At 50.3% G+C, this 22751-nt stretch carries 19 protein-coding genes; 14 read left to right on the top strand and 5 right to left on the bottom strand.

The window, feature by feature from the left end:
- The first annotated feature begins 10 nt into the window (after positions 1-10).
- Both nuoB and Q4E64_RS09300 read left to right on the top strand, forming a co-directional pair.
- The gene (gene nuoB / locus Q4E64_RS09305; protein WP_303167605.1) at positions 11-733 is read left to right on the top strand and encodes an NADH-quinone oxidoreductase subunit NuoB; all 723 of its coding nucleotides are present in this window, start codon (positions 11-13) and stop codon (positions 731-733) included.
- A 144-nt stretch (positions 734-877) separates the two neighbouring features.
- Positions 878-1360: an N-acetyltransferase gene (locus Q4E64_RS09300; RefSeq protein WP_368501563.1), complete on the top strand. Its 483-nt coding sequence runs from the start codon at positions 878-880 to the stop codon at positions 1358-1360.
- Between the two features lie 71 nt (positions 1361-1431).
- On the opposite strand, the gene Q4E64_RS09295 is transcribed toward Q4E64_RS09300, so the two are convergent.
- From Q4E64_RS09295 to Q4E64_RS09285, 3 genes are read right to left on the bottom strand one after another with little or no spacing between them, the layout of a single operon-like run.
- Positions 1432-3903, bottom strand: a complete 2472-nt coding sequence (locus tag Q4E64_RS09295) for a DEAD/DEAH box helicase family protein (protein ID WP_303167602.1) — start codon at positions 3901-3903, stop codon at positions 1432-1434.
- Positions 3861-4466 (bottom strand): bifunctional 2-polyprenyl-6-hydroxyphenol methylase/3-demethylubiquinol 3-O-methyltransferase UbiG, encoded by a 606-nt coding sequence (locus tag Q4E64_RS09290; RefSeq protein WP_303167601.1) that lies wholly within the window; start codon positions 4464-4466, stop codon positions 3861-3863. Before Q4E64_RS09290 ends, Q4E64_RS09295 begins: the two co-directional genes overlap by 43 nt.
- Positions 4467-4511: 45 nt before the next feature.
- Positions 4512-5129: a DNA-3-methyladenine glycosylase gene (locus Q4E64_RS09285; RefSeq protein WP_303167599.1), complete on the bottom strand. Its 618-nt coding sequence runs from the start codon at positions 5127-5129 to the stop codon at positions 4512-4514.
- 222 nt (positions 5130-5351) lie between these two features.
- On the opposite strand from Q4E64_RS09285, the gene fusA reads away from it, so the two are divergent.
- On the top strand, positions 5352-7412 hold the full coding sequence (gene fusA / locus Q4E64_RS09280; protein ID WP_303167598.1) for an elongation factor G: 2061 nt from the start codon (positions 5352-5354) through the stop codon (positions 7410-7412).
- 99 nt (positions 7413-7511) lie between these two features.
- On the opposite strand, the gene Q4E64_RS09275 is transcribed toward fusA, so the two are convergent.
- Positions 7512-9821: a cation:proton antiporter gene (locus Q4E64_RS09275; protein WP_303167597.1), complete on the bottom strand. Its 2310-nt coding sequence runs from the start codon at positions 9819-9821 to the stop codon at positions 7512-7514.
- 221 nt (positions 9822-10042) lie between these two features.
- On the opposite strand from Q4E64_RS09275, the gene Q4E64_RS09270 reads away from it, so the two are divergent.
- The 8 genes from Q4E64_RS09270 to Q4E64_RS09235 all read left to right on the top strand — a co-directional run bounded on the left by Q4E64_RS09270 (position 10043) and on the right by Q4E64_RS09235 (position 18377).
- Positions 10043-10918, top strand: a complete 876-nt coding sequence (locus Q4E64_RS09270; RefSeq protein WP_303167595.1) for an aminotransferase class IV — start codon at positions 10043-10045, stop codon at positions 10916-10918.
- Positions 10919-10932: 14 nt separating this feature from the next.
- A complete protein-coding gene (locus tag Q4E64_RS09265; protein WP_303167594.1) occupies positions 10933-11424 on the top strand; it encodes a hypothetical protein in 492 nt (163 codons plus the stop codon).
- 289 nt (positions 11425-11713) lie between these two features.
- Positions 11714-12574 carry a DUF2156 domain-containing protein gene (locus Q4E64_RS09260; RefSeq protein WP_303167592.1) on the top strand — a complete coding sequence of 287 codons (861 nt, stop codon included), beginning with the start codon at positions 11714-11716 and terminating at the stop codon, positions 12572-12574.
- A gap of 8 nt (positions 12575-12582) precedes the next feature.
- Complete coding sequence (eis, locus tag Q4E64_RS09255) at positions 12583-13767, top strand: enhanced intracellular survival protein Eis (protein WP_303167590.1); 1185 nt, start codon at positions 12583-12585, stop codon at positions 13765-13767.
- Between the two features lie 172 nt (positions 13768-13939).
- Positions 13940-15232, top strand: coding sequence for an SH3 domain-containing protein (locus Q4E64_RS09250; RefSeq protein WP_303167589.1), 1293 nt, complete (start codon positions 13940-13942; stop codon positions 15230-15232).
- 27 nt (positions 15233-15259) lie between these two features.
- The gene (locus Q4E64_RS09245; protein ID WP_303167588.1) at positions 15260-16744 is read left to right on the top strand and encodes a leucyl aminopeptidase; all 1485 of its coding nucleotides are present in this window, start codon (positions 15260-15262) and stop codon (positions 16742-16744) included.
- Positions 16744-17559 carry a PHP domain-containing protein gene (locus tag Q4E64_RS09240; RefSeq protein WP_303167632.1) on the top strand — a complete coding sequence of 272 codons (816 nt, stop codon included), beginning with the start codon at positions 16744-16746 and terminating at the stop codon, positions 17557-17559. Before Q4E64_RS09245 ends, Q4E64_RS09240 begins: the two co-directional genes overlap by 1 nt.
- Positions 17550-18377, top strand: a complete 828-nt coding sequence (locus tag Q4E64_RS09235) for an Asp23/Gls24 family envelope stress response protein (RefSeq protein WP_303167587.1) — start codon at positions 17550-17552, stop codon at positions 18375-18377. The genes Q4E64_RS09240 and Q4E64_RS09235 overlap by 10 nt, the downstream gene beginning before the upstream one ends.
- Before the next feature lie 84 nt (positions 18378-18461).
- Here the strand turns inward: Q4E64_RS09235 and Q4E64_RS09230 are convergent, their stop codons facing one another.
- Complete coding sequence (locus Q4E64_RS09230; RefSeq protein WP_293729362.1) at positions 18462-18821, bottom strand: hypothetical protein; 360 nt, start codon at positions 18819-18821, stop codon at positions 18462-18464.
- Positions 18822-19190: 369 nt separating this feature from the next.
- Here Q4E64_RS09230 and Q4E64_RS09225 point away from each other — a divergent pair, with 369 nt between their 5' ends.
- Genes Q4E64_RS09225 through Q4E64_RS09215 form a run of 3 tightly spaced genes read left to right on the top strand, consistent with a single transcriptional unit; the run spans position 19191 to position 22690 of the window.
- Complete coding sequence (locus Q4E64_RS09225) at positions 19191-20159, top strand: TAXI family TRAP transporter solute-binding subunit (protein WP_303167586.1); 969 nt, start codon at positions 19191-19193, stop codon at positions 20157-20159.
- A 9-nt stretch (positions 20160-20168) separates the two neighbouring features.
- A complete protein-coding gene (locus Q4E64_RS09220) occupies positions 20169-20708 on the top strand; it encodes a DUF1850 domain-containing protein (RefSeq protein ID WP_368501561.1) in 540 nt (179 codons plus the stop codon).
- 29 nt (positions 20709-20737) lie between these two features.
- The gene (locus Q4E64_RS09215; RefSeq protein WP_303167585.1) at positions 20738-22690 is read left to right on the top strand and encodes a TRAP transporter permease; all 1953 of its coding nucleotides are present in this window, start codon (positions 20738-20740) and stop codon (positions 22688-22690) included.
- Positions 22691-22751: the final 61 nt, after the last annotated feature.

Raw genomic sequence — 22751 nt, 5'->3', positions numbered from 1 at the left:
AGGTGGCGAGATGTTAAAAATGCTGGAAGCGATTTTAGCAGGTAAAATCGCTACGGAAAATATAGAAACGACCGGCTCCAAGAGGCTGCGCGGCCAGCTGCGCTGCGCCGACGGCTGCAGCGGCTGCGGACGGTGCGCGGCGGCGTGCCCTGTGCAGGCTGTGGCTATGGAACAGGGCAGACCACAGATAGACTACCATAAATGCCTGTTCTGCGGCCGCTGTGTGGAGGCCTGCGCTGAGAAGGCGCTGAGCCACAGCAATAAGGAGCGCTTAGCGGATATTTTGAGCGACAGTCAGGTAGAAGTTAGCCGAACGGTTACGGCCAAGCTGGGACGTTCGCTGCATGTGCGCCATTTGGACGCGGGCAGCTGCAACGCCTGCGATTTTGAAATGGGCGCGACCAGTAACCCCATATACGATTTACACCGCTACGGCATCGCCTTTGTGGCTTCGCCGCGCCATGCGGATATGCTGATGGTGACGGGCGTAGTGACGCGCAATTTGGAGCAGGCCCTGCGCATGACCTACGAGGCCATGCCGCAGCCACGACTCGTGATGGCCTGCGGAGCCTGCGCAGCAGGCGGAGCCACCTACGGCTCTACCTATGCCATCGTGGGCAAGGCTGCCGATGTAGTTCCGGTGGATATTGCCGTGCCCGGCTGTCCGCCGCGGCCCAGCGCGATGATTGTGGCCTTGTGCGCTGCCGCCGATATGCTGGACGAACGCCTGTGAGCTGGCGCTCTTTAGATAAATTTATTACTGCCGCCTTATTTTTTATTGTGCTATAAGGCGAATCGTGGTAATATATACTACGCAATAAGATGGCGCCGCTTGCGGCGTCTTGCAAGACTAGTTTATCGAGGTGTCCTGACCATGATTACTTTTCGTCCCGCTAAATTCAGCGATGTGGAGCATATACATAAGCTGTTGAACGATTACGCTCGCGAAGGCCTGATGCTGCCGCGTTCCCGTAACGCTATTTATGAAAATCTGCGCGATTATATCATCGCCGTGGAAAACAATCGGCTGCTGGGCTGCGGCGCGCTGCACTTCGTGTGGGACCGTTTGGCTGAGATCCGCAGTCTGGCGGTGGAACCCAGCCTGAAATGTACCGGCATCGGCCGTCAGCTGGTGGCCAGGCTGGAGCAAGAGGGCATCGAACGCGGCGTGACCATGTTCTTTACCCTGACTTATCAGCCGGGATTTTTTGCTAAATGCGATTATATTGAAACGGCTAAGGATAAGCTGCCGCAGAAGGTGTGGAAGGAATGCGTGTACTGCCCGCAATATCCCTACTGTAATGAAATCGCTTTTGTCAAAACGACGGTGGATTACGAGCCCAGCGAAGTAAAATTTTAGATTAAGACAAGAAAACTCGACTACGATTTTCCTTATAATTAGGAAAGCCGTAGTCGAGTTTTTTGTGCGTGCTATTTCTTCGCTTCGTACCTGCTTCGATAGTATTCCATAGTTCTGTACTCAATGATATCCTTTAGCTGCGCCGCAAAAGCGCTGTTCTGCACTACGTTGGCCAAAGAATCTGCTAAAGCAATAGGATAGCCGTCGCGTTCTACGAAAAAGCCTCTGCCGGAAGCTTTTAAAAACTTTACTGGGTTACGCAAAATATTGCTCAAATGAGCCTTGTCGCTTATACTCTTGTATTCTTCTAAGGTAATTCCTTTCTTCAAATCTTTCCAATTTGTTCCGTCATTGAAAAAGCTCTTCCAACTGGATAAAAGTTCAGCCTTCGTTACAGCCATGCGTATTTTTCCATCATTATAAAAAGCGCGCAATACCGGCATTTTATACACTTTGGTCATATCTGTGGTCTCTAAAAGATGCACAAACTCCTTGCCCACGCAGGTGCAAAGTTCCGCCTCTGCCTTAGTCAACAGTCCCAACTGTTCCTTATAAGAAAGATAATTCTTGAAGATATTATCTTTGGCGTTTTTTAGGCACAGATAATAAATCTCGTCATCCATATAGGTAAACATTTCCAGGCGAGTGGGGACTTTGCCTAAAAATTCCTGTACTCGCATAAAGTCCTGTTGAATACGTTCTTTTATATGCCGACGGCGCTGTTCTAAATGCTGGAATAAATCCAAAAGCGGTATATCAAAATCCACAATGCAGTCGTCTGGGTATTCCAATTCTCCGCGAGTTAACTCTCTGCGTCCGTTAGTCGTCTTGTCCGCTAGCAAAAAGGGAGCGCACTCGGCCTTAGCATAATTGCCAATAAAGTCCAAAACATTCAAAAAATGTTTACCCTTGTACAACCTTAGCCCCCTGCCTAGTTGTTGCAAAAAGACGATGGGACTTTCTGTCGGACGTAAAAACATTACCATGTCCACTGCAGGAATATCCACGCCTTCATTGAACATGTCCACAGAAAAAATCACTTTAATTTCGCCTTTAACCAGCTTGTAAATAGCGCGTTGCCTGTCTTCAGAAAACTTCCCTTGAGCGTCGCTGTACACAGCTACTGCCGGTATACCGCGCTCGCAAAAATCTTTGGCCATCATTTCCGCATGCAGGCGGGAACAGCAAAAGCCTAAAGCTTTCTTAGAACGATACTTTAAATAATGCTTATAAATCAATTCGTTACGGCGCTGATTACCTAAATAGGCCGCATTTAAGTCCTGCTCGTTATAACGTCCTCCTGTAAAACGCATGCTGGAATAATCGGTTTCGTCATAAATTCCATAATAATGGAAAGGGGTCAGCAAGCCTTTGTTTATAGCTTCCTGCAGGGTAATCACATAGGGCACATTATAATCGCAGAGCTCAAAAATATTGCGGCCGTCCATGCGATCCGGCGTAGCCGTCAGTCCCAGCAGAAACTTGGGCGTAAAATATTCTACGATATTGCGATACAGCTTAGTAACCGCATGATGGAACTCGTCCACTACTATGTAATCAAAATAATCTTTAGAAAAATATTTTTCGTTTAAATACTGCTCTTTGCCAAGAGTAGCCACAGAAGCAAAAATCAGTTGCTTATCTGTGTCTTTTTGCTGACCTGTGAAAAAGCCGCAGCTGTCGTCAGGACGCACATTTTTAAAAGATTCTGCCGCTTGACGCAAAATTTCCTCGCGATGAGCAACAAATAGTACACGCTTGAAATTAACTGAATCGAATGCAGCCAAATAAGTTTTACCCAGGCCTGTAGCAGCTTGGACAACACCCTTGGTTGCGCCTTCTTCACGGGAACTGTTCAGGGAATACAAAGCTTCTATTTGCGCGCCGCGAGGCTGGAATAAGCTGCTTACATGGGTATTTTCATCATTGGTTATTTCATAGCGCTCCAAATCTTTGGCTACAGAAGGCTTGTGCCAGCTTTTGGAATAGCTTTGCAGTACCTTGTCGTCAATAACAATGGAATGATTATTAAACAAACGATTAAATGTTTCGTAAAAGGAAGCAAAGCTTTCCTTATCAATGCGTTTAATCAGTCGATAATTCCACTCGATACCTTCAGTCAGGGCGCTACGAGAAATATTAGAGGAACCGATGAAAATTTCGCCGTCGTCGCCGTAATGAAAAATATAAGCTTTGGAATGAAAGGCGCGTGTAGTATCGTTATAAAAACGCAAATCGACGCTGTTGCCTAGTTCTTTTTTGATCAGATACAGCGCCGCAGGCTGGGTAATACCTAAATAGTTGCCAGTGAGCAGTCTGATGCGTACGCCTCTCTTCAAAGCTGCCTGCAAGTCTTTCAGCAACATGCGCACGCCGCTTTCCATCAAAAAAGAAACAACTATATCAATGTCGTCCGCTTGCTGAATACTCATTTTCAGTTGGTAATAGAGAAACTTTTTGTAGTTGTTGTCGCCGGTGATAACGCTAATGGGCTCAACTTCTATTTCCTGTTGTAGCGCTTCTTTAGCAACACATTCAACCATTTTTCTTCACTCCTGCCGGGACGCACATCACTTGTAATCCAAAGTTCTTTTATTTGCAATTCATCTACTGTTTGGAGCAAGTTTTGCAAACCTTCCTCATCTAAGTCGGTGAAAAACCTGCCGTTGCGTTCGCCAGCTAATCGTCCATATTTAAAAGACGCATAAATTACGCCGTCGCTTTTTAGTGCCCGTACCATTTTTTTCAGTACAATAATTAAATCTTTCCAACCCAAATGCAGGATAGAAGCGCAGGCCCAAATACCGTCATATTTTTCCACTGCATTCAGCTCTTGAAAGAGCATCTGACTGGCTTTGATGCCGCTGTATTCGCTAGCCAACCGGCACAGCTCTATCGAGCCGTCGGTAGCTTCAACAGTAAATCCGTGTTCTAAAAAATATTTGGTATCTCTGCCGCTGCCGCAGCCAAAATCCAAAATGGCTGCACCTTTTGGCAGCAGAGCTAAAAACTTATCTTGCGTTATATGAAAATCTACGCGCACTGTGCCTTCGACGAAGTCTTGGGCGTTGGCGTTGTAATAGTCTAAAGTTGATGTATAAGTCATGTGGTTGACCTTTATTGTGCTACAGAAGTATTTTGTATTAAGCGATTATTTATTATTGGCGTGCTGCCAGAGATACCACACTGCCAGGGAACGCCAGGGGCGCCAGGGCTCGGTGATTTGGTTGATTTGTCCGCGCTTGGGCACGGCGGCAAGTCCCAGAAGCTGCTGCAATTCCTTTTTAAAGATGAAGTCCGCGGTGGGGACTACGTCCGTGCGGCACAAGGCCAGCAGCAGGAACATTTCGATAGTCCATTGACCTAGGCCGCGCACCTGCAAAAGCTGCTTGGTAATCTGACTGTCGGTCATATTGACGAAGTTTTCCATGACGATTCGGCCGCTCGTAATGGCGTTGGCAAAGGCTGTCAGATAATCGATTTTTTGCTTAACCAGGCCGATAGCTAAGAGCTTTTCCTCCGGAATGTCCAAAATAGCCTGGGGCATAATAGGTTTGCCGGCTAATTGCTCCAGCTTCTGCATCAGGCTTTGGCTGACGTCGGGCGGCAGCTGTTGGGAAACGATGCCCGTCAGCAGAATCGTAAAGTAGTCGCTTTGGGGCTTGGCCCGCAGAGGGCAGGGCGAATATTTTTCGACTAATGGGGCAAGCTCTGGTACGTTTTCGCGCAGATAAAGGTCACCAGCGGACCAATCTGGGGTTTGGCACATAAGCATCCTCCTCTTGTATTTTATTCTGACATCATTATAATACGAAAAACGTCGGCAGACAAATATTTTTTGTAGGCCGTGAAAATATTGTTTAGTGTTACTTGCGTTACACTTTAATAGTAGCAGGAAAAATATAAGTTAATTTTACCGACTTTGGCAGGAATAATCAGTAAATTCAGCGAAATATTATGCATCAAAAAAATGCCTAAGGGGGATTTATTTATGAAAGAATACACTGGTGATAAGATCAGAAACGTGGCCATTGTGGGTCATGGTGGAGCAGGAACCACGTCCGTAACCGAAGCCCTGCTGTACCGCAGCGGAGCTATCAGCAGAATGTGCAAGGTTGAGGACGGTGCTACCACCACTGACTATGAGCCCGAAGAAATTAAACGTAAGGTTTCCGTCAATGCTACGCTGGCTCCTGTAGAATGGCGCGACAGCAAGATCAACTTTATCGACACTCCCGGCTTCGCCGATTTCGTGGCAGAGGTTAAGGGTGCATTCAGAGCGGTTGACAGCGCGTTGATCGTTGTCTGCGCAACCAGCGGCGTACAGGTTGGTACGGAGCAATGCTGGAAGCTGGCTGAGGAGGCCGGCCTGCCGCGTATTATTTTCGTCAACAAGATGGATCGTGAAAACGCTGATTTCGACAGCATTCTGGATAATCTGCGCGGCAAATTCGGTAAGCACGTATTGCCCTTGCAGCTGCCCTTGGGCAAGGAAGATAAATTCGAGGGCATTATAGACTTGTATAAGATGAAAGCCTATCGTGCCAACGGCAACGGCTCCGATGAAATAGAAATTCCGGAAGAGTATAAAGAAGCTGCCGAAGCCGCCCGCGAAAAGATGATCGAGGCTGCGGTAGAAGCGGACGACGACTGCATGATGCGTTATCTGGAAGGTGAAGCCATCAGCGACGAGGAAATTATGAAATGCCTGATTAAGGGCATCCGTCAGGCTATCATTTACCCGATGCTGTGCGGCAGCGCTTACAAGAATATCGGCTTGGGCCGCTTGATGAACGCCATCATTGACTTTACCTATCCGGCAATTTTGAACGACTATATCGTTACCGATAAAGAAACCGGCGAAGAAGAGCTGCGCGACGCTAACGCGCCGATGGCGGCTTTGGTATTCAAGACTACTTCCGACCCCTTTGTAGGCCGTTTGAGCTATTTCCGTGTATTCTCCGGCTGCATCAAGGCAGACAGCATGGTATATAATTCTCGCCGCGAGGAAGAAGAACGCATCGCCAACATCTTTACGATGCGCGGCAAGACGCAAATTCCTATGAAGCAGGTTACTGCAGGCGATATCGGCGTAGTAGCCAAGCTGCAATACACCTGCACCGGCGATACCTTGTGCGATAAGAATTCTGAGGTGGAGTTCCCGCCCATCAATTTCCCGCTGCCTATGTACACCAGGGCGATTTATCCGAAGAAGAAGGGCGACGAGGACAAGATTATGTCCGCATTGACCCGTCTGATGGACGAAGACCCGACGATTATCGTGACCAAGAACCCGGTAACCAAAGAAACGCTTATCAGCGGTATGGGCGACCAGCATATCGAGATTATTATGGAGCGCATGCAGCGTAAATTCGGCGTGGAAGCTGTTCTTAAAGCTCCTATCATCGAATACCGCGAAACCATTCGCGGCACTGCCGAGGTGGAGGGCAAGCATAAGAAGCAGTCCGGCGGTCACGGCCAATACGGTCATGTTGTGATTAAGATGGAGCCCCTGCCTCCGGGAGGCGGCTTTGAATTCGTCGATAAGATCTTCGGCGGCGCTGTTCCGCGTCAATACATCCCAGCCGTTGAAAAGGGTATGCGCGAAGCTATGGAAAAAGGCATTCTGGCCGGTTATCCGGTAGTCGATATGCGCATTACTTTACTGGACGGCTCTTACCATACTGTCGATTCCTCTGAAATGGCATTTAAAACTGCTTCTAATATCGCCTTCAAGAAAGCGATGGAATTGTGCAAGCCCGTGTTGCTTGAGCCTATTTACAGCTTGAATGTAACCTGCGCTGATTCTATGATGGGCGACGTTATCGGCGATTTGAACCAAAAGCGCGGTCGTATCCTTGGCATGCAGAGCGTGGAAGAGGGCATGAGCGTTGTAACTGCCCAGGTTCCCTATGCAGAAATTACAGAATATGCTGTTGACCTGCGCGCCATTACCCAAGGTCAGGGCACCTTTGAAATGAAATTCGATCATTACGAAGATGTTCCTGCTAAGATGGCAGAAAAGATTATCGCTGAAAGCAAGCAGGGTTAATCTCTAAAAACTTCATATGGCAAAACAGCCTGTCGGTTTGTGTGAACCGGCAGGCTGTTTTTATAAGTAAAAAGCATTTGCATAACAGGCGATTTTTTATTACAGTATTTCTTCTCTGATTAAGGTATTGATCATTTTCTGCTTGCCCAGTACCCAGAGCAGGTCGTTTTCTTCAAAGACCAGAGATACGTGAGGATTGGTGATGGTAAAGGCGCCGCGCTCCAGACCGATAACGAGGCAGCTCCATTTATGGCGCAGGTTGGCTGCTTTCAGCGAGGTTCCCAGAACAGGCGAATGCTTGTCGATGGTAATTGCCAGCGAAAGAAATTGCTGCTCCGGATGAGAATTATCATTCGCCAGCATAAATTGCCGCAGCGTTTGCGGCGCTTTTTGGCGGCGCAGAGCTAAATGACGCTGAGCGATAGCGCCGTCAAAAACCTTGAGCTGCGCTGCCGTACCAATAAGCAGCAGGGTGGAGCCCTTGACTACGGTTTGCTCGCCGCCGGGCATATCCACCGTTTCCGCAGGCGTGGTGATTTGCAGCACATTGCAGCCGTAGCTTTCGCGGAAGGCCAGCTGGGCCATGGTTTTACCGATGATGGGAGAATCGTCCTTAACCTCGTAAAAGGCCAGCTGCAAATCCTCGTCGAACCAATTATGCTGCTCGTCCTTTTCGGCCAGGGCTTCGCGGTGCTTACGCATGTGCTTTTCGTTAAGGTTGACTAAGAAGCGGGATTCGATGCGCAGGTATTCGCTCATCAGCCAGTCGGAGGAGGAAATGAGGTAGGCTGCGCCGACGATAGCCAGGCAGGCCACCATACCGTGCAGGCCGATAAGCTTGTTAAAGATGAAGTACAGTGCGCTGGCGGCAACGAGTATTTTGCCCAGCACCAGAATCATCAGCGGCAGATGGTTAGCGCGGCGTTTAAACCATAGAATGGAGAAAAGGTCGGAATTACCGGCCCGGTTAACCAAAACGGCTCGCAGCACGGGAGCCATAACGATAAGGGTCAACGCGCCTGTCAGCCAGTTGCCGTAGGGAACCTGCAAGGTATCGCGCATATAGGGCAGCAGGTAATGCTCGGCGCTCATGGCCACAGCCAGCAGCAGCGTGCTGAAAATCAGCATGCGCATGATATAAGCGGAAAGCAGGTTTTTCCAATCCTGATCCTTGCCGCTTTCGGTGCTGCTGTCGGTATAGCGTGTCAGCCAGTTCAGCAGGCGCGGCGGCAGCAGCTTGAGCAGCTGCTGGTAGAAGGGCTCGGCGGACATAATGCAGAAGGGCGTGGAAAAGGTAGTGATTACGGAAACGGCTACGATAATGGGATAAAGGAAGCCGCTGATAACGCCCAGGCTCATGCCCAAGGAAGCGATGATGAAGGAAAATTCGCCAATCTGCGCCAGACTGAAGCCGCAGTGTACGGAGGTGTTCAGGCTTTGACCGGAGGCCAGCACACCGCCGGTGGAAAAGATCAGCTTGCCGGTAATGGTGGCAATGACTAAAACTAAAATGGGCAGCCAATGCTCCAGCAGCAGGGCGGGGTTCACCATCATGCCTACGGATACGAAGAAGATAGCGCCAAACAAATCCTTGACAGGCGCAACTAAATGCTCGATTCTTTCGGCGTTAGGCGCTTCGGCGATCAAAGAACCCATGATAAACGCGCCTAAAGCGGCGGAAAAGCCAAGCTTAGTAGCCAGCACCACCATGCCTAGGCACAGGCCGATGGAGGATACGACGAGGGTTTCGTCGTTCATTAGCTTTTGCGCCCATTTGAAAAAGCTGGGCACCAGGTACATACCCAGTACGAACCACAGCACTAGGAAAAATACCAAGCGGGCGATGCTTAAAAGCAGCTCAGCCGAAGAAATGCCGGAGGCAGCCACAGCCATGGTGGACAGCATCACCATCATAACGATGCCCGCAATATCCTCAACGATGAGGATGCCGAACACAACTTCGGTAAAACTGTGACTGCGCAGCTTGAGGTCGTCGAAGGCTTTAATAATGATAGTGGTGGAGGACATGGAAAGCATACCGCCTAAAAACAGGCTGTCCATATGGCTCCAGCCCAGCATGGTGCCCGCTGCGTAGCCCACGGCCAGCATACCGAGTATTTCCACGGCCGTAGCAATAAAGGCGGTGCTGCCTACGCTTTTCAGCTTGTAAAAGCTGAATTCCAGACCCAGCGCGAACAGCAGGAAGATTACGCCTATTTCCGACCAGGCCTGCACATTGGCGTTGTCGGCAATGGTAGGGAAGAAGGAAAAATTAGGGCCGGTGATAAAGCCGGCGATGATGTAGCCCAGCACCAGGGGTTGGTTGATTTTTTTGAACAGAATGGTAGTAACGCCGGCAACTAACAGGATCATGGCCAGGTCACTGATGATGGTTGGCAGATGGCTCATAGCATTCTCCTTTACGTGTTTTTTTCGTGAGCAAATAAAAACAGCCGCAGTAATTTGCTGTGGCTTCTTTGCGACAAATTTTGCCAAAAGGCATTGATATGGTGTATAATAACAATATTGTCACCTTACTTTATTATTATACAATATTTTGTAGGGTTGGCACGCATAAAAAAGTAAAAAAATAATGAACAATACAAGATACGGCAAATGGAGGAATTAAGATGAGTGAAAATCAGGAAAAATTAGTATTGGTGGACGGTGAGATTATGCCGGAGGCAGAAGCCTATATCGACGTTACGGACCGCGGCCATAATTTTGGCGACGGCGTTTTCGAGCTGGTGCCGGTTTATAACGGGCGCTGTTTTGCTTTGCTGCCCCACATGAATAATCTTTTTGATTCGGTTATCGCTATGAAGATTCCCGGCGTGTATATGATCGAGGAGCTTGTGGAATTCCACGAAAGCCTGCTGCAGGCCACCGGGCTTAAGGAGTGTGAGGTTTATACGCAGATTACTCGCGGCAGCGCGCCTTACGGCCTGGCCTATCCGGAGCAGAGCATTCCGCATCTGACCATGTTCGCCGTGCCGGTGGACAGACAATTGCTGGCCGCTAAACGCGCCAAGGGCGTTAATGTTATTACGGAAAAGGACGAGCGCTGGGCCCGCTGCGACGTAAATACTCTGAACCGTCTGCCGGAGGTTCTGGCTAAGCAGAAGGCAGTTATCAGCAACGCTTTTGAAGCTCTTTTTGTGCGCGACGGCAAAATTACCGAGGGCACGGAGGCCAGCTTCTTTATTTATAAGGACGGCATTCTGTGGACGCATCCGGAAAATAATTTCATTCATAAAAATATTACCCGCCGCCTGCTTAAAGAGCGTCTGGCTCTGGATATGGACGTGCAGATCATCGAGCGCGCCTTTGATAAGGAGTTCGCTTTGAAGGCGGACGAGGCGTTCCTGTGCGGCCCGCGCTGCGAATTTATGCCTGTGACTAAGATTGACCGCGGCTTTGTAGCCGACGGCAAGCCGGGCGAGCTGGCGCAAAAATTACAGGTTGCCTATGAGGAATTTGTGGGCAAGGAATGCCCTGCTGAATAATGCGCGGCTCTGCGATGGTAAGGGGCGCGCTGCTGCTGGCCCTGGCTTTGGTGCTGCAATCCCTGCGGCTTGTGCTGCCTTTGCCTTTACTGCTATCGACATTTATTATCGGCGCCCTGGTGCATATGATGCTTACGGTAACGCTGCGGCTGAACGGCAAAACTGCGGCGCTGCTGCTGGGACTACTGCTGCCGCTTACGGCTTATGCGCAGGGACAGTTGGCGCTGCCGCTTTTGATTCCTGTGGTTTGGCTGGGCAACAGCGTTTTTGTGCTGGCTCTGTCTTGCCTGGGGCGGCGGCGCTGGCTGGCGCCTTTTCTTGCCTCCGGCTGCAAAGCGGCGGTTATGCTGTGCCTTGCCTGGATAGTTTTGAACTTTTTACAGCTGGAGAATCCCGCCGTGCGCAAAGCCGTTTTGTTCGCTATGAGCGTGCCCCAGCTGCTTACCGGTATAGGCGGCGTGCTGCTGGCAGAACGGCTGCTGCCGCTGCTTCGCAGCAAAATATAGTTTAACAAAAGAGCGGTTGAAGTGCGTCTATGGAAGTAGGCGCACTTCTTTTGTGACGAGATTGTTAAAATTGTAACGGCTTTTGTTTTGGGCTTTAAAGTATGATATAATGTGAATGCTTAGTGATTGCAGAATTGAAGGCGAACGCAGCGCTTAGCAGAACATATGCCTGACGCCCGGCGATTGACAAGCCGTAGGCGATGGCAGAGCCGCGGTAGACGTGGCATCAATGATATCCGTTATTAGCAACAGGGAGGTTTAGAAAATTTTAGAATTTAAGGAAGTAACATTGGCGCAGAAGCCTTTGTTTGAAAGCTATATATCCAAGACGCATCAGCGCGGCAGCGAATGCGCCTTTTCCAATTTATTTGTTTGGCGCGACTGCTATCATATTTATTGGTGCGTGGCTCATGATTTTTTACTGTTGAAGGTTAAACGCAATAATGTAGATTTTTATATTCAACCCTTTGGCGGGCGCGATGAGGATTTGCCCAAGCTCATGGATGAGCTCAAGGATGAGCATCAGGGCAAGCCCTTTGAGATGCACGGCATTTATGAATTTACGAAGGAACGCTTTGAAAGGGTAATGCCCGGCTTGGAATTTATCGAGGATCGCGATAATTGGGATTATGTGTATCTGCGCGAAAAGCTGGCGACGCTGTCGGGCCGCAAGCTGCACGGGCAGAAAAACCATTATAACGCCTTTGTGAAAGCGCATCCCGATTTTACCTACGAGCCCATTACCTTTGAAAATATGATGGAATGCCTTAATTTTGGCGAGCGCTGGTGCGATGAACATATGGCCGAGGACCCCTCGCTGCAATGCGAAAAGTACGCTATTCAGGAGGCGTTTTTGAGCTTTGAGCAGCTGGAGCTGCGGGGTGGGGCTATTCGCTTTGACGGCAAAATTCAGGCCTTTAGCTTCGGCAAAAAAATTAACGACGATACGGCGGTGCTGCATGTAGAAAAGGCCAGCCATGAGGTGCGCGGCCTGTACACCGCCATAGCTAAGGAATTTGCCGCTCATGCCTGGGGCGACGTCACCTATCTGAACAGGGAAGAGGATATGGGGCATCCGGGGCTGCGTACCGCGAAGGAAGCGCTGCATCCTGAATTTATGGTTAAGAAGTATAACGTCATTTTCGACTGAGGTGGATCATGATCTATCGTGTTGTCAACGAAGACCGCATGCAGCAGGTGCGCGATCTGTGGGATTATTGCTTTGAGAAAAAGGACGACCCTTTTTTTCAATATTATTTTGCAGAATACTGCGGCAAAAATAATATGGTTATCGGCGCCTTTGATAAGGTCGGCGATGGTGAACGGCTGCGCTCCATGGTGCATATCAATCCATATATGCTGCGCCTGCGCGGCAGGGAGGAGCTGACGCCTTATTTGGTGGGCGTGGCTACTGCTCCGGAGGCCAGGGGGCAGCATGCTTTCGGGCCTTTGCTGCAAACGGCCTTTGAGGTGCTACGCTCGCAAAATTTTTCCTTTGTTACCCTGATGCCGATTTTCGCCGGTATTTATCTGCCCTACGAGTTCAGCTACTGCTATTACCGTCACGCTTACCAAATGCCGCTAAATGCTCTGAGCGCCGCTATGGGCGACGACGGACTGCAGGTAGAACGGGAGACGCTGCGGCAGGATATTTTAGCGCCGTTATACGCCCGCTTAACGGCTGGCTGGAACGGCGTGCCCGTGCGCACGGACTTTCAGTGGCATAAGCTGCTGACGGTGCATGGCCTGGAACAGGTGCAGTGCGCTGTAGTTTATCGCCAGCAGCAGGCCGTGGGCTATATGCTGTACAAGGTGGCGGAGGAACGCTTTACTATCATCGAGCTTCTGGCAGAGGATTTTGCCGTGCGGAAGCGCTTGCTGGGCTATGCGGCTATGCACCAAAGCTCGGCGAAGGAGCTGTACTGGTTGGCGGAAGCCTGGGATAAAACCTATCTGGGCTTTAAGGATCAGGCATTGACCGGCAGCGTACAGCCCTTTATGATGGCTCGCTGCATTGACGCGCGTACCGCTTTGGCTAAGCTGGTTGCGCCGCAGGATTTGCCGGAGGATAGCGTAGTGCTGCTGCTGACGGATAAGCTGATCGACCGCAATAATCATTTGCTGAAGCTGAAAACGGCTCCCGGTTCGTTGGAAGCGGTCAGCACGCTGGACGCAGAGGAAGTTACCATGGATATGGGAGCTTTTACCCAGCTGTATATGGGGGCCTTCAGCGCTGCCGAGCTGTGGGAAGCGGGGCGGCTGAAAGCGGCTGTTTCGGAAAAGCTGACGCTGTTGGATAAGCTGCTTCCGAAATGCCGCACTTACAATAACGAATATTTTTAAACGCTTCAGGGCTGTCGCAGACGTGGCAGCCTTTTTGTATAAGCTCTTGCCGGAAAATATGTTTAGCAGTTTTTAAATTATTTAAGAAAGCTTTTTTATTAAAGGGCAGCAGGATTTTTTCTGGTGAACAAGAATTATATAATATTACAGTTCTCGCAAAGGAGGATGCGTTTTGCTTTATAAATTACTTTGTACCCTGCTGCTGGCTTTCTGTGCAGTGAGCATGCCGCTGGCAGGCGACGCCGCAGGTATCACGCAATACCCTAAGCTGGTGGAGGCCGATTATTGGACGGCGCAGAATAAAGAAGGAGATAAGCTGATTCTGGACGCTAAGGGCGTACAGTCCTTCAACGCCAAGGTTCGCGCTGCTTCCCGCAGCGTGCCTGACCTTTTACACTATCCGGCGACAGTCAGCGGCGATTCCCTCAAAACCAGAATTATGGACTATTTGGTGCTGGAGGACGACCTGTATCTGCATGGCAATAAGGTCAGCGAAAACTATAAAAATATTCTGCGCAAGCAGACTAACGTAGGCGCTGTTCCGGCGACTGTTACGCCGCGTTATGCTGTGACGGTACGCCGCAGCTCGCTGCGTAATCTGCCGACGGGCGAGGGGCTTTTCTATTATGCGGCGGAGCGTAATTTTGACGCGCTGCAGGAAACCTCTCTGGACCCGGGCGAACCGCTTTTGGTGCTGCACCAAAGCGCCAACAAGTATTTTTACTATGTGCAGAGCGTTAATTACAGCGGCTGGATAAGCACCTTTAATATTGCCTTTACCGATAAAAAAACGTGGCAGCAATATGCCGAGCCGGAGGATTTTTTGGTAGTGACGGCCGCTAATGTTTCACTGAAAACTTCGGGCGAGCAGGTGATTTACCAGCAGGGCGCAAGGCTGCCGCTGGTCAGCGAGCAAAGCGATACTTATACGGTGGAAGCGCCTGTGCGCAGCAAAACCGGCCTGCTGCAGAAGCAGCGTCTGCTGCTGCCCAAGTCCGTCGGTGTGCATAAGGGCTATTTGCCGTATACTTCTAATAATATTCTGCGCGCCGCCTTTGCGTTTTATGATATGCCCTATGGCTGGGGTGGGCTGAAAAACAGTGTGGATTGTTCCTCGCTGGTGTTCAACGCATACCGCACCGTAGGTATTTACCTGCCGCGCAATGCGGATGAGCAGGAGGAAGGCGCAGGTACGAAGAAGCTGCTGGAGGCTTTGGACGATAAGCAGAAGACTGTGGCTATTAACGGTCTGCGGCCGGGCGCGGCGCTGTACATGGACGGGCATGTTGTTCTATATTTGGGGCAGATTAACGGCGTACCCTACGTTATTCATTCGTTAGGCTCTTATTTCAGCGGCGGACAGCGCCATGTGGCTATGAAGGTTGTTGTCAGCGATTTGAGTTTGCAGCGTAGTACGGGCGACAGCTTCCTGATGGATTTGCGTACTGCTGTGGAGTTCAGATAATTTATATATTTAATGAGGAGAACAATAATGCTTAATGGATTTCAATGCCGGGCCGCAGATGTGAGCAATGCGGTTTATGAAGGTGCGGATAGTATCGTTATCTTTTTATGTAAGGAGTGCGTGCCTGCTTTGGGGCGCTTGCAGCTGCCAGCGGCTGTGGAGCAGGCTGTGAATGCTTATTTGCAGGCTTATGACGATGTGTGCGAGGCAGAAGCGCTGCACACCTTGGTGCTGCCGGTAGAAAATAGCTTGGTGACGGTGCTGTTGGCAGGCTGCGGCGCAGGCAAGGAGTGTAAGCCCGCCGTGTTCCGGCGTGCTGCCGGAGCTGTGGCACGGGCGCTGCACAAGGCCAAGGCCGGCAAGGCTGTGCTGGCTGCGCCGATTTTGCTTAATCCAAAGCGCGGGCCTTATTTGGAGGCAGTCGCCGAGGGCTTGTATTTAGGCGCTTACACCTTCGATATTTTCAAAAGCGAGTCTAAACCTGCGGTTCCCTGCGCTGTGCAGATTGTGTCGGCAGTGGACGAGGCCGATGCGTTATTGTCTAAGGCCTGCATTGCTGCCGAAGCGGTTTGCTATACCCGCGATTTAGTTAATAATCCCGGTAATTTACTGGTGCCGCAGAGTTTGGCGGAGGAAGCCTTGCAGCTGGCGGAGGAGCTGCCTTTGGAGGTTGAGGTTTTAGACGCTACGATGCTGGCAGTCAAAAACATGAACGCTATTTTGGCGGTAGGACAGGGCAGCATACATCCGCCTTATTTGGTGGCTATAAAATATCAGGGAGCGGGGAACGCTCCTTTTACTGCCTTTGTTGGCAAGGGCATCACCTTTGACAGCGGCGGTATTTCCATTAAGCCAGACGATAATATGGGCGAAATGAAGGACGATATGAGCGGCGCAGGCGCTGTTTTAGGCGCTATGAAGGCTATTGCCGCGCTGAAGCTGCCCTGCAATGTGCTTGGTATTATGGCCTGCGCGGAAAATATGCCCAGCGGCAGCGCTCAGCGGCCCGGCGATATTGTGCGCGCCGCCAATGGCAAGACCATCGAGGTCGTTTCCACCGACGCCGAGGGGCGTATGGTTTTGGCGGACGCAGTGTGGTACGCCTGCCGGCTGGGGGCTAAGAGGGTTATCGACATAGCGTCGCTGACAGGAGCGGTTATTATTGCCTTGGGCAAGGAAACCGGCGGTATTATCGCTAACGACGACGCCTTGGCGGAGCAGATTAAGCTGGCCGGTAAATATGCCGGCGAGGGCTATTGGCAGCTGCCCAGCCTGCCGGACTGCAAGGAAGCGCTGAAAAGCGACGTGGCCGATTTGCTTAACAGCGCAGGCCGTGCCGGAGGCTGTATTACCGGCGGCTTGTTCATCGGTGAATTTGTAGATAAGGATATTTCCTGGGCTCACATCGATATCGGCGGCACCTCTACCGCGGAAAAGACTGCGGGGCATAAGGTTAAGGGCGGCAGCGGCTTTGGTACGCTGACACTGATTAAGCTGGCGGGTATGCTGTGATGTTGGTGGATTTGCACACTCACAGCACCTTTTCCGACGGACGCTATACGCCGACCATGCTGGTGGAGGAGGCGGCGGAACAGGGCATAAGCGTGCTGGCTGTTACCGACCATGATTCCTGGAACGGCGCGGACGAAGCGCAGGTTGCTGCAGCGCGTTTAGGCGGCAGGGTGCGCGTGCTGACGGGAGTGGAGCTGGGCACACAGTACGAGAACGATTCGGTGCATATTTTAGGCTACCATGTGCGTACCGATTGCCTGGCGTTGCAGAATAAAATGGATGAGATGCGTCATGCCCGCGAGCGCAGGCTGTACGAAATGCTGGCGAAGCTGGACGCTTTGGGCTACCATGTGGCGGTTGAGGCCTGCGACCCGCGCAACAGGGCGGTGGGGCGGCCCCATGTGGCTAAGGCGTTGGTGGCTAAGGGTTATTTTGCTACCGTACAGCAGGTGTTCGACGCTTTGCTGCGGCGCGGCGGCCCGGCCTATGTGCCACAGCCCAAGCTACTGCCGGACGAAGCTGTGGCGCTTATTCATGCGGCTGGCGGCATTGCCGTGCTGGCGCATCCTTCGGAGCTGGCAGATAGCACGCTGCCGGAGCGCTTGTTAAGCAGCGTGCCCTTCGACGGGCTGGAGGTTTATCACCCCAGCGCCGATGAGACGGCGCGCAGGCATTGGCTGGAGCTGGCGCATAGCCGCGGCCTGCTGGTGAGCGGCGGCAGCGATTTTCACGCTATTCCCGACCGTTTTCCGCCGCATTTAGGCGTGTGGCAGGTTGAATATAATGATGTTAAGGGTGTTATAGAATGGAAGTAGTAGCTTTTGTGGGTCCCAGCGGTACGGGCAAAAGCCATCATGCCATAGGCGTGGCCTTCGATAATAAATGCGACGCTATTATTGACGACGGCCTGCTGATTAAGGGCACGAAGATTTTGGCAGGTACCTCTGCGAAAAATGAGCAAAACAGAATACAGGCCGTAAAAAGGGCTATTTTTACCGAGGACGAGCATGCCCGCGCAGTACGGGACGCCTTGGAGAGCAGCAATATTAACCGTTTGCTGATTATCGCCACCTCGGATAATATGATTAAGAAGATTGTGGGACGACTGCATTTGGCCCCGCCGGTGAAAACGGTGTACATCAACCAGATTGCCAGCAAGGCGGAAATCAAAAAGGCGCGTTATTCCCGCTTGCAGGAAGGCAAGCATATCGTGCCCGTGCCCACTGTGGAATTAAAGCCTCATTTTACCGGCTATTTTGCCGATTTGCCCTATAATATTTTTTCCAGCCAGCGTCGGCAGGAAAAGGACGCCGACCGCAGTATTGTGCGTCCTTCCTTTAGCTTTTACGGCAAGCTGCTGATCGCCGATAACGCTATCGAGGACATCATTCATATTATTGGCGGCAAGCTGGAAGGCGTGGAGCGGGTGACGAACATTAAAGTGCGTCGCCGCAGTGACAGCAGCAAGGGCATCGTCATCAGAGTAGAAGTCGTGCTGTATTACGGCGTCAAGCTTTTTGCCGTTACGCGGCAGATGCAGGCTAAGATTAAAGAAAAGATCGAATACATGACAGCCATGCAGGTGAAAAATGTGGACGTTTCTATCCGCAGTCTGGCGATTAAGCATAAATGAACGGCGGCAGCGCCGGTTTTGTTCACATTAGTGCAGGTGATTTAGGCAACAAAAAAGCCTCCCGCAGGGGAGGCAATTTTTTGCTTATTGCAGCGGCTGGCTGACGGCGTCGGGCTGTTCAAAAATGAAGGCAGGGGACGGATAGTAGAACTGGCAGTGCTGGAAGTTAATGGCTTCGGTGGAGAAGCGTTTCAGCAGAGCGTAAGAGGCGCGTTCTTCAAAATCAATGAGGTTGTCCTTATTGATATCGGCGTCCTTAACGATAACCAGCAGGTATGCGGGCACGTCGGGAGCGTCCTCCGGCACCTGGCTGCGATCCAGGGGAATATTGGGGACTATTTCCAGCTGGCCGATGGGCTGTTGGTTTTCATTGTACAGCATGCAGCCGTAAACATTTTGGTACAGGGTACGTACCAGTCTTAATTGATAAGCTCCGGAACTCATGGATAAAATTCACTCCTTCAAAATTTCAGTCTCAGCCCCTTTTGCAGGCAGCGTTGTATGCGCTTTGCATAAGGGCTGTTCGATAAACAATAATTATAGCATTAATATTGTAACATAAATTACGTAAATAGGCAAAAACTATCGTGAGAAGCTTTTGCAGAAGTAAAAATATACATTTTTGATGTATATGCTTGCTGAAAAACTGAAAGCAAGCGGGCAAAGATGAATTTTTATTCCCTTAAGTATTATGTATACAATGTTTTTTTTGTTGATTTTAGCAGGATTTTACTAAAAGACCACGAATTAGAATAGCAAAGATATGTTGCTTCTGTCCTAGCGCATATTCAAAGACAAGGAGGGGAATCTTAAATGAAAAAAATCTTAGCTTTTTTACTTGGTATCATGGTAATGGCAACTATGATCGCAGGCTGCGGCGGCGATAAGAAAGAGGAAAAGAAACCGGCTGCCCAAAAATTCATTAATATTGCTACCGGTGGTACTTCCGGTACTTACTTCCCGCTGGGCGGCGCTCTTGCCGATATTCTCAACAAGAATATTCCTGGCGCTAACGCATCCGCTCAATCCACCGGCGCATCTGTTGCAAACGTAAACCTGCTGAACCAAGGTAAAGTAGAAATTGCTTTTATTCAAAACGATATCGCTTATTATGCCGCTAACGGCACCGAAATGTTCAAAGATAAGAAAGTTCCCGGCCTGCAGGGCTTGGCAACTTTGTATCCTGAAACCGTGCAAATCGTTACTTTAAAGAAATCCGGCATCCAGACCGTAGCCGACTTTAAAGGCAAACGCATCGCCGTAGGCGCAGCCGGATCCGGTACTGAAGCCAACGCTCGTCAGATTATGGCGGAATATGGTATTTCTTACGATGATATTAAGGTTCAATACCTGTCCTTCGGTGAAGCTGCCAGCGCTTTGAAAGACGGCAATGTTGACGCTGCTTTCGTAACCGCAGGCCATCCGACCGCAGCTATTCAGGATATTTCTACTCAGAACGAAGTTGTTCTTGTTCCTGTTGACGCCGATAAGGCTGATTCCTTGATCAAGAAATATCCGTTCTATACTAAACTGGTTATCAACAAAGGCACCTATGCTAAACAAGAAGCCGATGTTCCGGCAGTTGCTGTAAAATGCATGCTGGCAGTTACCGATAAGATGGACGCCGACACCGCTTACAGCGTAACCAAAGCTCTGTACACCAATCTTGACCGTATGAAGACCGCCCATGCAGTAGCCGCTTCTATTACTAAAGAAACTGCTAAAGACGGTATGTCCATTACCGTTAACCCGGGTGCAGAGAAATTCTTCAGTGAAAAATAAGATCCTTCGATGATGCCGAACTTCAAAGACCGGAAACCGGCTATTGCCGGCTCCCGGTCTTTTTTCCCAATAACGCTTTTTTTAATTTTAGTAAGTGCTTTTGCGATATTCTGTATTTGGTACGGCCTGCGGCTAGTGGTAGCCGTGGTGCCAGAGGGAGTAAGGGAACCATTTTGTTTTGTCACCTATCCGGGCGATACCTGGAATATACGTTTGACGCATTCTGTGGAAAAAACGGAGTGGGACGAATATTTCAGAGTGAACGCCGTTAACGATATGACTATGACGCATACCCGCTTTGAATCTTTGGGTTGGGGTTATCCCTATTCGCCTGCCGACGGTAAATTATCTAGTACGCCTGACGGTAAATTTATTGTAGAAATGAACAGACCATACCGACAGGTGAATTTACGTATTTCCGAGCAGGCCATGCAGCATTTGGCGCACGGAGAGGACGATTACGATTTAATTGAGCTGTACGGGCAGGGAACTGCGGTTACAATAAAAGTTCAGTATCGCTACCAGTATTGGCTGGAAAATTATTTTTAGGTTTATTTAATGAGAGGAGCTGATACCCGATGTCTGCAAAAGAAAAAGAGGTCAGAGAGCTTTCTGCAGAAGAGGTGCTGCAAAAATTTGATAAAGAATCAAATAAACGCGAAATGACAGGCTTCTGGGGCTATGTTGTGAACGCTATTTGTATTTTATTCGCTATTTTCCAATTATATACGGCCACATTCGGCATTTTGGACGCGCATCTGCAGCGCGCTGTGCATTTAGCGTTCGGCTTTTTGCTTATTTTCCTGTTATATCCGGCGCGGCAGTCCTGGTCCAAGAGTTCCATGCATCCTGTGGACGTGGCCTTTGCCGTAGTCAGCGCTTTTTCCGCTATGTACATAGTTATCAATTACAGCGAGCTGGTGCTGCGCGCAGGTATGAATACGGAAACTGATTTTATCATCGGCTTAATCGGTACGATTATGGTTTTTGAAGCGGCGCGCCGCGTCGTAGGCTGGCCAATGATTATCGTGGCTTTCGTTTTCCTGCTGTACGCTTTCTTAGGGCCGTATGTTCCCGGTATTATGGCGCACCGCGGCGTGGGCTTCCAGGAAATGTTCGACCATCTGTATTTCACTACGGAAGGTATTTTCGGTACGCCGATGGGCGTATCCTCGACCTTTATTTATCTGTTCATTTTGTTCGGCTCCTATTTGGAGGCTACCGGCTTGGGCAAATTCTTCATCGATTTGGCTAACGCTATTGCCGGTTGGGCGGCAGGCGGCCCGGCGAAGGTTGCCGTTCTGTCCTCCGGTTTAATGGGTACCGTGTCCGGTTCTTCCGTAGGCAATGTTGCCGGTACGGGCGCGTTCACCATTCCTATGATGAAAAAATTGGGCTATCGTCCTGCTTTTGCCGGCGCAGTAGAAGCTGCAGCTTCTACCGGCGGCCAGCTGATGCCCCCTGTTATGGGCGCGGCTGCGTTCCTGATGGCAGAATTTGTCGGCGTACCGTATTTTGACGTTGTTAAGGCAGCCGTTATTCCGGCTATGCTGTATTATATCGGCGTATGGCTGGGCGTACATTACGAAGCAAAAAAATTCGGCTTGAAGGGTACTCCGCGTGAAGAACTGCCCAAGTTTAAAGATTTGTTCCTGGAAAAAGGCCATTTGGCTATTCCCTTGATCGTTATTATCTACCTGTTGGTGAGCGGCTATACTCCCATGCGCGCTGCTTTGGCGGCCATCGCTTTGAGCATTATCTGCGCTTGCCTGCGTAAATCCACCCGTATCAGCTTCGGTCAAATCGTGCAAGGCTTAATCGACGGTTCTAAAGGCGTTTTGGGCGTACTTATCGCCTGCGCTACCGCCGGTATTATCATCGGCGTTGTTACCAAGACAGGCGTCGGCCTGAAGGTAGCCACCGCGCTGCTGGATTTGGCAGGCGGACAGTTGTTGCCCGCTATGTTCTTTACCATGATTACTTCCCTGATTCTGGGCATGGGCGTACCGACCACCGCTAACTATGTAATTACTTCTACCATTGCGGCTCCCGCTTTGGTGCAGATGGATGTACCGGTACTGGCAGCTCACATGTTCGCGTTCTACTTCGGCATTGTGGCCGACGTAACGCCGCCCGTTGCTTTGGCTGCTTACGCAGGCGCTGGTATTGCCGGGGCTAACCCCATGCGTACCGGCGTTATCGCCGCTAAGCTGGCTATTGCAGCCTTTATCGTGCCGTACATTTTTGTGCTGGCTCCGGAGCTTTTGATGATTGACGCTACGCCGTTGACTATTACCTTGAGCGCTTGCACAGCTATCATCGGTATGTGGGGCGCTTCCATGGCGATGATTGGTTTCTGCCAGAATGTGCTGAGCCTGCCGCAGCGTTTGCTGTTCCTGGTAGGCGGCGTTTGCATGATTATCCCCGGTACGATTACCGACGGCATCGGTATCGCGTGCATCGTTGCAGCTTATTTGTGGCAAAAGACTAATAAACGCAAAGGCGCTATTACTCAGGAAGAAGATTTTTAAAATGCTTTGCCTAGCAGAACTCCCTCGGCGATTGCCGGGGGAGTTTTTCTGTCGGGCATAT

This window comes from Phascolarctobacterium sp., assembly GCF_030531065.1.
Classification (GTDB): Bacteria; Bacillota; Negativicutes; order Acidaminococcales; family Acidaminococcaceae; genus Phascolarctobacterium_A.
The sequence above is the reverse complement of the archived record's forward strand: the minus strand, read 5'-3'. Positions and strand labels throughout refer to the sequence as shown.

What these genes read in the sequence shown, in the direction of transcription:
- nuoB (WP_303167605.1), top strand. Translation starts at nt 11, where the DNA reads ATGTTAAAAATGCTGGAAGCGATTTTAGCAGGTAAAATCGCTACGGAA.
- Q4E64_RS09295 (WP_303167602.1), bottom strand. Translation starts at nt 3,903, where the DNA reads ATGGTTGAATGTGTTGCTAAAGAAGCGCTACAACAGGAAATAGAAGTT.
- Q4E64_RS09290 (WP_303167601.1), bottom strand. Translation starts at nt 4,466, where the DNA reads ATGACTTATACATCAACTTTAGACTATTACAACGCCAACGCCCAAGAC.
- Q4E64_RS09285 (WP_303167599.1), bottom strand. Translation starts at nt 5,129, where the DNA reads ATGTGCCAAACCCCAGATTGGTCCGCTGGTGACCTTTATCTGCGCGAA.
- fusA (WP_303167598.1), top strand. Translation starts at nt 5,352, where the DNA reads ATGAAAGAATACACTGGTGATAAGATCAGAAACGTGGCCATTGTGGGT.
- Q4E64_RS09275 (WP_303167597.1), bottom strand. Translation starts at nt 9,821, where the DNA reads ATGAGCCATCTGCCAACCATCATCAGTGACCTGGCCATGATCCTGTTA.
- Q4E64_RS09270 (WP_303167595.1), top strand. Translation starts at nt 10,043, where the DNA reads ATGAGTGAAAATCAGGAAAAATTAGTATTGGTGGACGGTGAGATTATG.
- Q4E64_RS09265 (WP_303167594.1), top strand. Translation starts at nt 10,933, where the DNA reads ATGGTAAGGGGCGCGCTGCTGCTGGCCCTGGCTTTGGTGCTGCAATCC.
- eis (WP_303167590.1), top strand. Translation starts at nt 12,583, where the DNA reads ATGATCTATCGTGTTGTCAACGAAGACCGCATGCAGCAGGTGCGCGAT.
- Q4E64_RS09245 (WP_303167588.1), top strand. Translation starts at nt 15,260, where the DNA reads ATGCTTAATGGATTTCAATGCCGGGCCGCAGATGTGAGCAATGCGGTT.
- Q4E64_RS09240 (WP_303167632.1), top strand. Translation starts at nt 16,744, where the DNA reads ATGTTGGTGGATTTGCACACTCACAGCACCTTTTCCGACGGACGCTAT.
- Q4E64_RS09235 (WP_303167587.1), top strand. Translation starts at nt 17,550, where the DNA reads ATGGAAGTAGTAGCTTTTGTGGGTCCCAGCGGTACGGGCAAAAGCCAT.
- Q4E64_RS09230 (WP_293729362.1), bottom strand. Translation starts at nt 18,821, where the DNA reads ATGAGTTCCGGAGCTTATCAATTAAGACTGGTACGTACCCTGTACCAA.
- Q4E64_RS09225 (WP_303167586.1), top strand. Translation starts at nt 19,191, where the DNA reads ATGAAAAAAATCTTAGCTTTTTTACTTGGTATCATGGTAATGGCAACT.
- Q4E64_RS09220 (WP_368501561.1), top strand. Translation starts at nt 20,169, where the DNA reads ATGATGCCGAACTTCAAAGACCGGAAACCGGCTATTGCCGGCTCCCGG.
- Q4E64_RS09215 (WP_303167585.1), top strand. Translation starts at nt 20,738, where the DNA reads ATGTCTGCAAAAGAAAAAGAGGTCAGAGAGCTTTCTGCAGAAGAGGTG.